19 protein-coding genes, 1 tRNA gene and 1 pseudogene are annotated in these 13,331 nt (G+C 45.5%); 5 read left to right on the forward strand and 16 right to left on the reverse strand.

Translation table 11 applies throughout. From position 1 onward, the window contains the following. Nucleotides 1-526 precede the first annotated feature (526 nt). On the reverse strand, nt 527-1,822 hold the full coding sequence (gene murA, locus BN67_RS03255) for a UDP-N-acetylglucosamine 1-carboxyvinyltransferase (RefSeq protein ID WP_019222717.1): 1,296 nt from the start codon (nt 1,820-1,822) through the stop codon (nt 527-529). A gap of 188 nt (nt 1,823-2,010) precedes the next feature. Further along, on the reverse strand, nt 2,011-2,163 hold the full coding sequence (locus tag BN67_RS14410; RefSeq protein WP_192813118.1) for a hypothetical protein: 153 nt from the start codon (nt 2,161-2,163) through the stop codon (nt 2,011-2,013). Nucleotides 2,164-2,808: 645 nt separating this feature from the next. Between BN67_RS14410 and BN67_RS03270 the strand changes: the two genes are divergently transcribed. Both BN67_RS03270 and BN67_RS15175 read left to right on the forward strand, forming a co-directional pair. Further along, nucleotides 2,809-2,883: transfer RNA gene (locus BN67_RS03270), tRNA-Thr, on the forward strand. Between the two features lie 462 nt (nt 2,884-3,345). After that, a complete protein-coding gene (locus BN67_RS15175; RefSeq protein ID WP_280101209.1) occupies nt 3,346-3,480 on the forward strand; it encodes a hypothetical protein in 135 nt (44 codons plus the stop codon). A gap of 198 nt (nt 3,481-3,678) precedes the next feature. Here BN67_RS15175 and BN67_RS14415 read toward each other — a convergent pair whose 3' ends face one another. The 14 genes from BN67_RS14415 to BN67_RS03375 all read right to left on the reverse strand — a co-directional run bounded on the left by BN67_RS14415 (nt 3,679) and on the right by BN67_RS03375 (nt 9,371). Beyond that, nucleotides 3,679-3,903: a hypothetical protein gene (locus BN67_RS14415; RefSeq protein WP_019222721.1), complete on the reverse strand. Its 225-nt coding sequence runs from the start codon at nt 3,901-3,903 to the stop codon at nt 3,679-3,681. Between the two features lie 22 nt (nt 3,904-3,925). Beyond that, the gene (locus tag BN67_RS03285; protein WP_019222722.1) at nt 3,926-4,132 is read right to left on the reverse strand and encodes a hypothetical protein; all 207 of its coding nucleotides are present in this window, start codon (nt 4,130-4,132) and stop codon (nt 3,926-3,928) included. A gap of 21 nt (nt 4,133-4,153) precedes the next feature. Beyond that, on the reverse strand, nt 4,154-4,300 hold the full coding sequence (locus BN67_RS14420) for a hypothetical protein (protein WP_019222723.1): 147 nt from the start codon (nt 4,298-4,300) through the stop codon (nt 4,154-4,156). 78 nt (nt 4,301-4,378) lie between these two features. Beyond that, nucleotides 4,379-4,573, reverse strand: a complete 195-nt coding sequence (locus BN67_RS14425) for a hypothetical protein (protein WP_019222724.1) — start codon at nt 4,571-4,573, stop codon at nt 4,379-4,381. 94 nt (nt 4,574-4,667) lie between these two features. After that, nucleotides 4,668-4,877, reverse strand: a complete 210-nt coding sequence (locus BN67_RS03305) for a hypothetical protein (RefSeq protein ID WP_156791617.1) — start codon at nt 4,875-4,877, stop codon at nt 4,668-4,670. A 151-nt stretch (nt 4,878-5,028) separates the two neighbouring features. Beyond that, nucleotides 5,029-5,790: a lambda exonuclease family protein gene (locus tag BN67_RS03315; RefSeq protein WP_019222727.1), complete on the reverse strand. Its 762-nt coding sequence runs from the start codon at nt 5,788-5,790 to the stop codon at nt 5,029-5,031. Between the two features lie 304 nt (nt 5,791-6,094). Continuing rightward, entirely contained in the window at nt 6,095-6,241 is a 147-nt protein-coding gene (locus BN67_RS14430) for a hypothetical protein (RefSeq protein WP_192813119.1), read from the reverse strand. A 155-nt stretch (nt 6,242-6,396) separates the two neighbouring features. Then, the gene (locus BN67_RS03335) at nt 6,397-6,591 is read right to left on the reverse strand and encodes a hypothetical protein (RefSeq protein ID WP_156791618.1); all 195 of its coding nucleotides are present in this window, start codon (nt 6,589-6,591) and stop codon (nt 6,397-6,399) included. Between the two features lie 14 nt (nt 6,592-6,605). Continuing rightward, nucleotides 6,606-6,950 (reverse strand): hypothetical protein, encoded by a 345-nt coding sequence (locus tag BN67_RS14435; protein ID WP_192813121.1) that lies wholly within the window; start codon nt 6,948-6,950, stop codon nt 6,606-6,608. 60 nt (nt 6,951-7,010) lie between these two features. Beyond that, the gene (locus BN67_RS03345) at nt 7,011-7,340 is read right to left on the reverse strand and encodes a hypothetical protein (RefSeq protein ID WP_156791620.1); all 330 of its coding nucleotides are present in this window, start codon (nt 7,338-7,340) and stop codon (nt 7,011-7,013) included. After that, on the reverse strand, nt 7,330-7,503 hold the full coding sequence (locus BN67_RS13460; protein ID WP_019222734.1) for a hypothetical protein: 174 nt from the start codon (nt 7,501-7,503) through the stop codon (nt 7,330-7,332). The genes BN67_RS03345 and BN67_RS13460 overlap by 11 nt, the downstream gene beginning before the upstream one ends. A 427-nt stretch (nt 7,504-7,930) precedes the next feature. After that, nucleotides 7,931-8,320 carry a hypothetical protein gene (locus tag BN67_RS03360; RefSeq protein ID WP_019222736.1) on the reverse strand — a complete coding sequence of 130 codons (390 nt, stop codon included), beginning with the start codon at nt 8,318-8,320 and terminating at the stop codon, nt 7,931-7,933. 291 nt (nt 8,321-8,611) lie between these two features. Next, nucleotides 8,612-8,929, reverse strand: a complete 318-nt coding sequence (locus BN67_RS03365; RefSeq protein WP_026088141.1) for a helix-turn-helix transcriptional regulator — start codon at nt 8,927-8,929, stop codon at nt 8,612-8,614. Between the two features lie 244 nt (nt 8,930-9,173). Beyond that, nucleotides 9,174-9,371 (reverse strand): hypothetical protein, encoded by a 198-nt coding sequence (locus BN67_RS03375; protein ID WP_019222739.1) that lies wholly within the window; start codon nt 9,369-9,371, stop codon nt 9,174-9,176. On the opposite strand from BN67_RS03375, the gene BN67_RS03380 reads away from it, so the two are divergent. From BN67_RS03380 to BN67_RS11450, 3 genes and pseudogenes are all read left to right on the forward strand, one after another. Next, the gene (locus BN67_RS03380) at nt 9,370-10,536 is read left to right on the forward strand and encodes a YdaU family protein (RefSeq protein ID WP_019222740.1); all 1,167 of its coding nucleotides are present in this window, start codon (nt 9,370-9,372) and stop codon (nt 10,534-10,536) included. The genes BN67_RS03375 and BN67_RS03380 overlap by 2 nt on opposite strands. A gap of 249 nt (nt 10,537-10,785) precedes the next feature. Further along, nucleotides 10,786-11,094: pseudogene (locus BN67_RS13170) on the forward strand (YdaU family protein); the annotation flags it as partial. Between the two features lie 79 nt (nt 11,095-11,173). Beyond that, on the forward strand, nt 11,174-13,331 hold a 2,158-nt coding region (locus BN67_RS11450; RefSeq protein ID WP_019222743.1), incomplete at its 3' end, for a bifunctional DNA primase/helicase.

Raw genomic sequence — 13,331 nt, forward strand, 5'->3', positions numbered from 1 at the left:
ACGCAGGTAACAACGGTTTCTCCCTTTGCTGCCAGGGCAATGATAATAAGCACTTCACGCTAGGCAGAACATATCCCCCCACGGTCATCTCACACCAAACGCCCTGTGCCACATTTCCCATCCCAAACGCCTCAGACTCAACACCCAAACCCTGAAAGAGTGCCCTCTCAAAGGGTCTAAAAAGAACGACAAACTATAAAACACATGAAAATTTTTCCAAAAAGCGCAAAATAAAAGAAAAGAGCGTGCAATGCCCTCAAAAGACACTCTCCAAAGAAACGCAAAGCACCCTACACGAGGCACCTCAAAAACACGCCATGGCAAATTTCCCATCCCAAGCACCCTCACGCTAGGCAGATCACATAAAACACCCTGCCGCCAAACATCCCAAGCTAAATGCCCCACGCCAAGCACACCATACCGAAAAAGGCTGTCCTGAAAGATGCTCTACCCCAAAAGAATTTCACCCCAAACATCCCACGCCCAACAACCCACACTGAACATCCGCTCAAACCACGGAAAAGCGTTAAGCTGTGACCCTTTGAATAAGAGCGCCACATCGGGCTAACTTTTCTTCCAATCTCTCAAATCCACGATCAAGATGATACACGCGGTTCACAACGGTTTCTCCCTTTGCTGCTAGGGCCGCAATAACAAGAGAGACGGAAGCACGCAAATCAGTCGCCATCACTGGTGCGCCTTGCAAATGCTCTTTTCCATAGACAGTTGCCGTCTGACCATCAAGCTTTATCTGAGCGCCCAAACGTGTCAGTTCCTGAACATGCATGAAGCGATTTTCGAAAATGGTTTCGGTGATACGCGCAGTTCCCTGAGCACGTGTCATCAACGCCATAAATTGTGCTTGAAGATCGGTTGGAAAGGCTGGATAAGGTCCTGTTTTGATATCGACGGGTATGATTTTTGTTTGCCGTGAATTTCGTTTAACGCAAATTCCCTGCGGTTTGATTTCAACAGTGAGCCCGGTTTTTTGCAGAACTTCAAGCACTTGTGTAAGGTGTTGAGGCTGCGCATTTTTGAGCAATACATCGCCCCCTGTCATAGCCACAGCCATTGCGTAAGTTCCGGCTTCGATTCGATCAGGAATGACGGAGACTTTAGCCCCACCGAGTTTTTTCACGCCCTCAATAGTGAGTGTTTCTGTTCCCTCCCCGGTAATTTTTGCGCCCATAGCATTGAGTGCTTGGATAAGATTTGTGACTTCTGGTTCACGCGCAGCATTTTCGAGAATTGTTGTCCCATGTGCAGTAACAGCCGCCATGAGCATCACATGAGTTCCACCAACCGTGACTTTGGGAAAACGATAGTGTGCGCCTTTTAATCCTTTTGCGGCTTTGGCATGAACATATCCATTTTCGATAGTCATCCGTGCGCCCAGAATTTCAAGCCCCTCGAGAATAAAATCGACAGGTCTTGTTCCAATAGCACAGCCTCCAGGGAGCGAAACGTAGGCTTCTCGGCACCGTGCGAGCAAAGGTCCGATGACCCAAAAGCTTGCGCGCATTTTTTTCACCAATTCGTATGGCGCACGCACTGTGGTTATTTCATGTGCGGTAAAATGGATTGTTCTTGAATCCACACAATCCCGATGAAGTTGTTGCCCATCAACAGCATATGCAACCCCATGATTATTGAGAATGCGAATAAGCAATTCCACATCCGCCAAATGCGGAATATTTTCTAAAGTAAGCGTTTCTTCTGTTAGCAAAGCGGCAATCATAAGAGGCAACGCGGCATTTTTTGCCCCTGAAATAGGAAGTGTTCCTATAAGCTTTTCCCCCCCAACGATTTTAATAGAATCCATAATACTTTCCCTTTCCCCTTCCAAAGGTTTTCCCCTTGGGAAGTTATTCTTTTGTATGGTTTCAGAACAAGTCCGAATGAAATAATCCGTATTATTTTAAAATGAACTGAAAATATGAGAACGAATCCCGAAAATATGAAAACGAATCATTGAGAATTTTGGTTGCAAGACACTTAAAAAACATTGTCTTAGGATTCTTTTTGTGCTCTTTGTCGACTTTGTTCTTTTCGGCGTTTCAGGTTTTGCCGCAATTGTTGCGCGAGTCTTTCCTGACGCTTTTTTTCCTTTTCTTCTTGGTGATATGACTTTTCTTGCTTTTGTTTTTGAGACATTTGTATCATTGCGCAACCTTTTGAGGAGTATTGAGCCTCTCTAAGCAACCCCTGGCTATTGTATAAAAGAAGTCCCTGTCGACACAAGAGACGTTCATTATATAAATAATATAATATATTCAATATTTTACATGTATTTATTTTATATGAATCCTCTTTGGAATCCACACTTTTGTATATGCTTCAATTGCCCCTTTTTTATCAACAATTGCCATGTATAAATAAAGTATGAAAAGCAAATCATGACACAAATCTTATAACGCATGTGAGCATTCAAAAGCAATGATCATACACAGCAATTCAATAATACGTTTTAAGTCATAGCAGTAAATGCTCTTAAAAGAGATTGAACATTTAAAACTGTTTATAACGTTAAAATCGTTAGCTCTAAACAACACCTCCAAAATTGGAGCGATTATAATTTTGCTAGCTAAAATATAAAGCGGCTTTTTGATAAATATCCCCAAAATTGCGGTGACCTCCTTTAGTGTACAATTCTTTAAGTATTCTCTTATATCACGCATAAGTGCCACTGAAATCATTCGCACCATTTTTGGTGTCAGTAAAATCAGCCAATTTCTTTCAAGAAGCGACAAATGTTCTCTTGCCTATTTTATGACAATATGGCACAAGACAGCGCAAAGATTGAAAAGGGCTGCGGTAGCTCAGTGGTAGAGCACTCCCTTGGTAAGGGAGAGGTCGAGAGTTCAATCCTCTCTCGCAGCACCATGACAATTTTTATACCACTTCACAGCACTTTATGGGAAGTGTAAAATCCAATGCCTGTCAATATAAAACGGTGAGATAATAATGAGATAGTAAGATGACGTAATCTCTTTTAATCCCTCACGACATTATCATCTCTTCCCTCTCTTCTTTATGAAGAAGATATATGGGGTTCCTCCCTATCACAATAGTCCTCACTCTTGTCCCCACTTTCGTCTTCACTCCAAGAATGACCTCTTGGTTTTAAGACAGAGAAAAACAAACTTAAAAAACAAAAGGAGAAATAAACCATGTCGATTTATGGTTTGCTATTTATGCTCTTCATCATAGCACTCATCTTTATAGTCATGATGATAATTGAGAAAACAGAGAGAACCCCACAAGAACAACTGCAACAAGCAGCAAGACAACGCGCCGCAAGAGAACAAGAAGCAATAGCGCGAAGACGCGCAGAAGATGAAGAATATGAGAGAAGAAGGAGAAGAGAGCGAGAAGAAGAGGAGGAAGAAAGAAGAAGAGAGGAAGAGGAGGAAGAAGAAAGAAGAAGAGAGGAAGAGGAGGAAGAAGAAAGAAGAAGAGAGGAAGATTAGCAAAAGATAAGGAGAAGCAACGAAAACGATGAAGCCCACGCACACAACCGCTTACCAAAGCGATTATGGGGGGGGACAAATTCATTGAAAGCATATCCCTACTCATGCTTTTGCCCCACGGCAACATTCCCTTACACGCCACGCGCACCTTACCTTCACACGATATCCCCTCTCACCGTTCGTGCCTCGCCTTCCTGCAACGCTCTTCCTACATACCATTTACACCTCCCCTCACAGTCTGCCCAAAGCACATGCCCCCCTGACAAAGCACAAAGACACCGCAACAAGACAGCACAAACGCCCTCTCAGCTTTAGCTCTTCCCCAAAAACCGCTCGGAACTTCCCCCAATCTCAATACCTTTCCCCCTTGAATGAAAACACACGCCCCCAAACGCATAAGTGCTAAACCTCCACCACAGTCCCCTTCCTCCATGGCTGTCTACTCTCTCTTCATCTCATCCCTTCACGACTTCGCCAAAGTACATGCCCCCTGACATTGCCCAAAAACGCCGCCCTAAAGCACATGCCTGCTGACGATATTTCATCACTCTCCATTCACACGGCGCCTCCCCACAAACAGTGCCACATGCACCTCCTCCTCCCTTCACAGTCTCGCCAACAAAGCGCGTGCCCCCTAACACTGCCCTAAAGCACCATCCCAAGGCACAAACGCCCTCTCAACTTCAACTCTTCTCCAAGAACCACCCAGAACTTCCCCCAATCTCAATACTTTTCCCCCTTGAATAAAAACACGCCCCCAAACGCATAAGTGCTAAACCTCCACCACAGCCCCCTTCCTCTATGGCAGCTCCATCACACCCACTCTTCACACTCTCCTTGCAACGTTCCTCCTCTAGGAATACGCACCATGCCTTCCCACAGGCGCGCTCATTACTCTCACCACACCTTCACACGATATCCCCTCTCACCGTTCGTGCCTCGCCTTCCTGCAACGCTCTTCCTGCATACCATTTACACCTCCCCTCACAGTCTGCCCAAAACACATGCCCCCCTTGACACAGCACAGACACCGCAACAAGACACAGCGCCCTCTCAGCTTTAGCTCTTCCCCAAAAACCGCTCGGAACTTCCCCCAATCTCAATACCTTTCCCCCTTGAATGCAAACACACGCCCCAAACGCATAAGTGCTAAACCTTCACCACAGCCCCCTTCCTCCATGGTTGTCTACTCTCTCTTCATCTCATCCCTTCACGACTTCGCCAAAGTACATGCCCCCTGACATTGCCCCAAAAACGCCGCCCTAAAGCACATGCCTGCTGACGATATTTCATCACTCTCCATTCACACGGCGCCTCCCCACAAACAGTGCCACATGCACCTCCTCCTCCCTTCACAGTCTCGCCAAAGCGCGTGCCCCCTAACACTACCCTAAAGCGCCACCCCAAGGCACAAACGCCCTCTCAGCTTTAGCTCTTCCCCAAAAACCGCTCGGAACTTCCCCCAATCTCAATACCTTTCCCCCTTGAATGAAACACACACACCCAAACGCATAAGTGCTAAACCTCCACCACAGCCCCCTTCCTCTATGGCTGCGCCTCACTTTGCCACAACACGCCCCATTCTCCGCCCGCGCCTTACCTTACCGCAATGCTCCCCCACTCTTTGCTTTTTTCCCGATTCTTTGCCTGTGTTTTTTTCTTTTCTGCTTTCTTGCAGAGTGTTTTCACTTCTTATAGCAAACCCTGCATGGGTAGACTTAATTTTTTGAACCATCATCTCCAAATCTTCATTAAAACGGTTAATTTCACTTTCAAGTTTACGAATATACACTTCATCACGATAAGCGCGCTTCACGAGAGGTGGCATATCGGGCCAATAGAGCATCAAATCCACCCATTCACGCTGAGTAATCCATAACCCTCCCTGGCATTGTGCTTTATGTTCTTCTGGAAAACTCCTTTGATAAAAATGGGGGATCAAGATTTCAGGTTTTTTCGTTTTGATTTCCAGCACCCCATTTGTTCCAATAAAAGCATCGGGGGAAAAACCTTTCTTACGATCATCAGCAAGAACAAAGCCAATACATTCAGGTTTTGTATTGGTCAGCGTACCATAAAGCTGTCGCGCACCGGATTCTAATTCGGTTCCGCGTCGCATCGAAAGTGTTGTTCCCTCATCGACAGTTTTTCCGGTAATTCTTTCTCCAGCAAGCTTCATCATAACAGATTGATATTTTGAAGTTTTTTGCCCCTGCTTTTTTCGTGCAACAACCATTTCAAACAAAGAAGCCGTAATCAAACCATTGCGCGCTTGCTTCCATTGTGCTGAACCCTGAATACAATCGATAATGATCGGCATGATTTTCTATCTCCTATTGTTTTTAAAGTCTTTTTTTGTTTGAAAGGTCCTCTCTTTTTGAGATACGCTTTCCCAATAATATTGGTCATTAATCATGTTGGTCTTGAGCAGTCTTAGCCTTTTTTCTTTACCCCCAACTCTCATGGACTACCCCCATGGCTTCCCCTCTCTCTCTTCATCACCCTTCATCACCTCCCAAAGCACATGCCTTTGCCTCACCACCTCCCTTCACAGTCTCGCCAAAGCGCGTGCCCCCTAACACTACCCTAAAGCGCCACCCCAAGGCACAAACGCCCTCTCAGCTTCAACTCTTCTCCAAGAACCACCCAGAACTTCCCCCAATCTCAATACTTTTCCCCCTTGAATAAAAACACGCCACCAAACGCATAAGTGCTAAACCTCCACCACAGCCCCCTTCCTCCATGGCAGCTCCCTCACACCCACTCTTCACACTCTCCTTGCAACGTTCCTCCTCCAAGCACATCGCACCATGCCTTCCCGCGGCGCGCTCATCACGCGCACCTTACCTTCCGACGATGCTCCCCTCTTACCGTTCGTGCCTCGCCTCCCTGCAACGCTTTTCCTACATACCATTTACACCTCCCCTCACAGTCTGCCCAAAGCACATGCCTGCTGACGATATTCCATCACTCTCCATTCACACGGCGCCTCCCCACAAACAGTGCCACATACACCTCCTCCTCCCTTCACTGGACTCCCTAAAGCACATGCCTTTGCCTCACCACCTCCCTTCACAGTCTCGCCAAAGCGCGTGCCCCCTAACACTACCCTAAGGCACAAACGCCCTCTCAGCTTCAGCTCTTCCCCAAAAACCGCTCGGAACTTCCCCCAATCTCAATACTTTTCCCCCTTGAATGAAAACACACGCCCCCAAACGCATAAGTGCTAAACCTCCACCACAGCCCCTTTCCTCCATGGCTGTCTACTCTCTCTTCATCTCCTCCCTTCACAGTCTCGCCAAAGCGCGTGCCCCCTAACACTGCCCTAAAGCGCCACTCCAAGGCACAAACGCCCAGAACTTCCCCCAATCTCAATACTTTTCCCCCTTGAATGCAAACACACGCCCCCAAACGCATAAGTGCTAAACCTCCACCACAGTCCCCTTCCTCCATGGCAGCTCCCTCACACCCACTCTTCACACTCTCCTTGCAACGTTCCTCCTCTAGGAACACGCACCATGCCTTCCCACGGCGCGCTCATCACGCGCACCTTACCTTCCGACGGTGCTCCCCTCTCACCGTTCGTGCCTCGCCTTCCTGCAACGCTCTTCCTGCATACCATTTACACCTCCCCTCACAGTCTGCCCAAAGCACATGCCCCCTGACATTGCCCCAAAAACGCCGCCCTAAAGCACATGCCTGCTGACGATATTCCATCACTCTCCATTCACACGGCGCCTCCCCACAAACAGTGCCACATGCACCTCCTCCTCCCTTCACTGGACTCCCTAAAGCACATGCCTTTGCCTCACCACCTCCCTTCACAGTCTCGCCAAAGCGCGTGCCCCCTAACACTACCCTAAGGCACAAACGCCCTCTCAGCTTCAGCTCTTCCCCAAAAACCGCTCGGAACTTCCCCCAATCTCAATACTTTTCCCCCTTGAATGAAAACACACGCCCCCAAACGCATAAGTGCTAAACCTCCACCACAGCCCCTTTCCTCCATGGCAGCTCCCTCACACCCACTCTTCACACTCTCCTTGCAACATTCCTCCTCCAAGCACATCGCACCATGCCTTCCGACGCTGCTCCCCTCTTAACCGTTCGTGCCTCGCCTCCCTGCAACGCTCTTCCTACATACCATTTACACCTCCCCTCAAAATCGCTAAAAATGATAAAAATCTTTAAACCCCATACCTTAAAAATCGAGCTTATGAACAAGTCTGCATTTCTATGGTTAAAAAACTCTCACAACCATGCTGTTGCAGGATACAAAAATCCCTACAGAAAGATTTTTCTGACAAATTTTTCGCAAAAAATTCTGTATCCTACTGTCATTCTGTATCCTGCTGTGATGAAACAAAAATTCTCCTCAAATTTTTTGGTTCAATTCTGATTGCAGCTTAAATCTTTTCAGCTTAAGAGATCAAAAAAATTTTGAGATAACTTTTCGTGATTGCCTACCACCAATAATCAGTTAAAACATCACATGGGCGCAAACGATGCTGTTTTTCATAAGAGCCATAGAGATTATCTTCATAATCACGCGTAACATTTTGATCTAAAAAGACATGATAAGCATCACTGTTAAGAACGAATGGTTGAAGTTGAACATTTTGTTCATCAATTTCATAATTTGCGACATATGCATCGGCAAGTTGTTCAGTGACATCTTCAGCATGAAGCGTTGTCATATCGAGCCGCACAATTTTTTGAACTGTCTCATATTCTTCAATATGTTCGAGAACTTCTTCTATTTGGTCGATAGGCCCCTCATAAGCATCACTTTTCTCATCTTCACAAAGAATGATGATTACTTCGTCCTCTTTAACGAATGGAATATTTTTCATGATTTCCCCCTTTATATATGTTGACAAGTTCAAATATAGCGTTAGTCTTATATCCTCTATGGAAGATATGTCAATCATTTTATCCTTAATAAAAGATATATTTTTTCGTCTTTACGACATTTAAATGACATATATCAACGAAATACATCCTTTTTTGTTCGCCAGATGTTTTTGTACAGTTCTCTATTTGTTCTTTATTATTGCAACCCCAAATAGACAGGAGAGATAAAATGAATGATTTAGAATTAATAAAGCACTGGCGCACACTTGATAAAAAAACACAAAAAGAGGTTATTTTAATACTCCGTCAGTTGGTCTCCGCAAAAGAGTCAAAATCGCCTGTCTCTCTTGAGGAGAAAGCTTTGAAATAAGTTCGATAAATTCTTTATCTTCAGGGCTTGCCCCCTGTCCATAAAGGATATAATTCACACTGATATCAATTTCATGGCAAACGCGTGCTAAAGATTCAATGGTCGGATCTTTTCCTTCTGAAAGGATAGAGTGAAGATACCCTGGACCTTTACCCGCTGCGAGGGAAACGGATCTTTTTGAGCGTCCGCTTTTTTCAAGCGCTTCGCTTAATCTTTGACGCCAACCATTGATATTCATGCTTTCACCATATAGCGCGTCTTCCCAAAAAAACACGTCCTTATTATAAAATAGGCTTGCATTATCCTCTAGAAAGGATAAAATTAAGAAAATAGGTTTTATTTTTTTGGGGAGAGATAAAAGTTTATTTTCGGGTCAAAAGAACATTTTATCACCCCAAAGGATGTAAAAAGGCGTCCCCCGAAAGCCATAAGTTGAAGAAGTTTTTCCTCTTTATTTTTTGTCACCTGCGTCATTCTAAGCTTTAAATTTGTGCCCCTCTGAACACTGCAACAACCATAAGTTCGCTGTCACAAAGCACAAAAAGCCAGTCATTTAACAAGAACCAATCACACCAAAACAGCAACAGTTTTGCTAAAGAAAAAACTTCAATCAAATACCAATACACAAGACTTTTTCCGAGCCAATGGAAAGAGACAAAGAAGAAAGTGGATTGAGGCATGAAACACATTCATCAACAAGAAACTCCTTACTATGAATCCTCTATACTTCCTTATGTTTGTTGGTATCAGAATGATTTTCTAGGAGGCGTCCGTGGAATGCGTGCACACGAAATTGGAATTTATACGATTCTTCTCAACGAGATGTACGCCCGTGGTCGTCCTCTAGAATTATCACCCGAACGTTTAGCGCGTCTTTGCGGCTGTGACAAGCGTACTTTTGTGCATGTGTTAGAAATGCTTATAAAAGAGGGGAAGATTTTAAATTTAGCCCATGGTTTATGGAATAAGCGTTGTGAAAATGTGTTTCATGAGCGCGTAAAATTGCTGGAACAGAAATCCTTTGCGGGACGTTCTTCGGCAAAAAAACGCAAGAAAATCAATGAAATATTTCAACATTTGCTCAACGAGAGTGCAAGAGATGATGAACAAAGCTCAGAATCTCAGAAGGAAGAAGAAAAGAAAACACCTAACGGTGTTTCAGAAAAGCCATTATTTTTGAGCCAAGAAGAAGAGGATGAATCTTCATTTTCTTCTCTTCCCCGCCAACAAGAGAGGATAAAACGTGCAGCCCAACCGAGCAGTGCCGCCCCCCCTCACCATTGCGCGATAATCCCAGAAAACCAGGAAAACGTACATGCAGAGACAAAAAACACAGGCAAAAGCCCCACAGCCTCTGCAGCCATCCAGGATACACTCCTTTGGGGCAATCTTCAAAGCACTGCAGAACATGCGCACGATTCTATGATAACCCCAGAAAACCAAAAGGTTTCACATGCAAACACAAAAAACACCAGCAAAAAGACCACAAGCCCCACAGCAATTCCTAAAGGACAATGTCTTCCTGCCGATTGGCAAGCAGATATCAGCGCAGCGGTTTTAGAAGGCTTGAGTGAAGAACAAGCGCGTTGGCAAGAAAAGAAATTTCGCGATTATTGGTGTGCTAAAAGCGGGAAAGAAGCACTGAAAACAGATTGGCAAGCCACATGGCGCAACTGGTTTCGCCGAGAAATTGAACGAATAAAAGAACATCAGGAAAAACTTGCAGTTTTTACTTCTCGCTCCAAATCACCATCCTCTAAAGCAATAACCCATAACAGTGATATCGATGCTCTTTACCAGAATCTGATTAACTACAACACGGATGAACATGAGTACAATTTTTGAAATCAAAGGGCACTGCAGAACCCGCGCACGATTCTATGATAAACCCAGAAAACTAGGAGATTTCACATGCAAACCAAAAAACATCAGCAAGAAGACCAAAAGCCCCACAGCCCCTACACCCATCCAGATACACCTCTCCAGAACACACCCCTTCGGAGCAATCTTCAGGGCAATGCAAAAAATGTGCACAATTGCGCTATAATCACGGAAGACTAGGAAGTTTCACATGCAAACACAAGCACAAGCCCCACAGCAATTCCTAAAGGACAACTTCCTGCCGATTGGCAAGCAGATATCAGCGCAGCGGTTTTAGAAGGCTTGAGTGAAGAACAAGTGCGTTGGCCAGAAAAGAAATTTCGCGATGATTGGCGTGCTAAAAGCGTGAAAGAAGCACTTAAAACAGATTGGCAAGCCACATGGCGCAACTGGTTTCGCCGAGAAATTGAACGGATAAAAGAACATCAGGAAAAACTTGCAGTTTTTACTTCTCGCTTTATTTTTGCTGCCACTCCAAACCAGCATTCCTCAAAGCAATATCCCAAGCCAACCACTCCATAGCAGTATTCCCTAAACCCGTATTCGATAGCAACGATCACACGCTTTGACCAAAATCTTATCAACGACAACATGGATGAATATGAGTACAATTTTTGAAATCAAGCAGCAACTTTCCGCACAAGCAGACATGATAGCACGGATGCTTCTTCCACAAGGGCACCGACGTGGAAATAACTGGATTACAGGCAATGTGCATGGTGAAAATGGACAAAGTTTATCAGTCTGCTTAAGCGGCAGTAAAGCTGGTCTTTGGTATGATTTTGCAGAAAGCAAAGGGGGTGACCTCTTAGATCTTTGGTGTGAAGTGAAAGGGATCAGCCTTTCTCAAGCCCTTGAAGAAGCACGCTCCACACTCAATCTCACACGTCCAAAACCTTTTATGGCGCCGCACCGTTCCTATCGTCGCCCACCAACGCCCACAGGTGGCACTCCACAAAATTTAGTAAAAACATACTTAAACAAAGAGCGTCACATTCCTCTTGAGGTTTTAAAACGCTACCGCATAGGGGAAGACGGCGAAAAAATCATCTTTCCCTTCTATAAGCCCGATGGAACACTTGCTTTGGTCAAAGAACGGCTCGCACAAGCGGGAGCAAAAACAAAACCGACAACAGCACAGTGTGAACCAATTTTGTTTGGCTGGCAAGCGCTTTACAACACAACCAACGTATCCACCAACACAGGCAACGCCCCAGCCAACACAACCAACGTATCCACCAACACGGGCAACGCGCCAGCCAACACAACCGACGTCCCCACCAACACAGGCAACGCGCCAGCCAACACAACCAACGTATCCACCAACACGGGCAACGCGCCAGCCAACACAACCAACGTCCCCACCAACACGGACAACGCGCCAGCCAACACAACCAACGTATCCACCAACACGGACAACGCGCCAGCCAACACAACCGACGTCCCCACCAACATAGACCATGCATCCTTCCCTGCACAGGCTTTTTCTTCTACAAATCGGACACTTGTCATCACTGAAGGAGAAATTGACGCACTTTCCTTAGCAGCCTACGGATACCCGGCGGTTTCCGTCCCTTTCGGAGGAGGAAGTGGAGGAAAACACAACTGGATTGAAAATGAATTTGATCATTTAGAGCCTTTTGAAACGATTTATCTTGCCACCGATATGGATAAACCCGGTGAAGACGCAGCCCATGAAATCGCCAGCAGACTTGGCCGCCACCGTTGCTACCGTGTTCATCTTCCCCGTAAGGATGCGAATGACTGCTTAACCGCTGGCGTAGATTCCGCCACCATAGCAGCCGCCTTTTCCTCAGCAAAAAGTTTTTCACCGGAAGGATTACGACGTGCCTCAGACTATAAAGAGAAAGTCATGGAGTTATTTTGGCCAACACCTAAACAGCATCTTGGTTATACGGTTCCCTATCCTAAACTGCAAAACAAATTGCATTTTCGCCCAGCAGAATTAACGCTATGGAGTGGTGCCAGTGGTGTTGGAAAGAGTCAACTATTATCCGACTGTATTCCCCATTGGATTTCTCAAAAGAGCCGTCTTTGCTTAGCTTCTCTCGAAATGAAAGGAGAACAATCTCTCCGCCGTCTCACAAAACAAACGGGGGGTGTCGACCAGCCCACAAGAGAGATGATTGAACAGGTTCTTCATTTTTTAGACGATGGGCTCCTTCTTTATGAACATGTTGGGAAATCAAGTGTTGAGGCCTTGTTAGAGGTGTTTGACTATTGCCGTGCGCGCTATGGCTGCGATCAATTTATTATCGACAGTTTAATGCGCCTCGGCATTGCTTCGGATGATTATACCGGACAAGAACAAGCCGTTTATAAAATGGTTGATTGGGCAATTTTAAACACTGTCCACATTCATCTTGTTGCCCATGCACGCAAAGGTGGTTTGGAGATCCCTGGAACGGAAGATATTAAAGGCGCCTCAGAAATTGGGGCGAATGCCTTTAACATTATCACGCTTTGGCGTAATCGATCCTTGGAAGATAAAATTTATGCCGCCTCGCTCATGGAAGAAAAAGCAGATTTAGCAAAACGTCCTGGCGTTATTATGAATATTGCAAAACAACGTTCAGGGGACTTTGAAGGCAAAATTGGTCTTTGGTTTGACCAAAAAACCTATCGCTATCGCTGTTCTTCTGAACAGCCTTTAACACCGCGCCGTTATCTTGAACGTTCACACAAAAACACCAACCACCGCGAAAACCACATACAAAACCCATCTTCCCTCGCTCCCC

The sequence above is a fragment of the Bartonella rattaustraliani AUST/NH4 genome (assembly GCF_000312565.1).
GTDB lineage: Bacteria > Pseudomonadota > Alphaproteobacteria > Rhizobiales > Rhizobiaceae > Bartonella > Bartonella rattaustraliani.

Bases quoted from the DNA above. Each gene is read 5' to 3' on its own strand.
- BN67_RS03365 (WP_026088141.1), bottom strand. From the start codon at position 8,929: ATGAATATCAATGGTTGGCGTCAAAGATTAAGCGAAGCGCTTGAAAAA.
- BN67_RS14410 (WP_192813118.1), bottom strand. From the start codon at position 2,163: ATGATACAAATGTCTCAAAAACAAAAGCAAGAAAAGTCATATCACCAA.
- BN67_RS03375 (WP_019222739.1), bottom strand. From the start codon at position 9,371: ATGCCTCAATCCACTTTCTTCTTTGTCTCTTTCCATTGGCTCGGAAAA.
- BN67_RS03360 (WP_019222736.1), bottom strand. From the start codon at position 8,320: ATGAAAAATATTCCATTCGTTAAAGAGGACGAAGTAATCATCATTCTT.
- BN67_RS15175 (WP_280101209.1), top strand. From the start codon at position 3,346: ATGAGAGAAGAAGGAGAAGAGAGCGAGAAGAAGAGGAGGAAGAAAGAA.
- BN67_RS03380 (WP_019222740.1), top strand. From the start codon at position 9,370: ATGAAACACATTCATCAACAAGAAACTCCTTACTATGAATCCTCTATA.
- BN67_RS14415 (WP_019222721.1), bottom strand. From the start codon at position 3,903: ATGGAGGAAGGGGACTGTGGTGGAGGTTTAGCACTTATGCGTTTGGGG.
- BN67_RS03315 (WP_019222727.1), bottom strand. From the start codon at position 5,790: ATGCCGATCATTATCGATTGTATTCAGGGTTCAGCACAATGGAAGCAA.
- murA (WP_019222717.1), bottom strand. From the start codon at position 1,822: ATGGATTCTATTAAAATCGTTGGGGGGGAAAAGCTTATAGGAACACTT.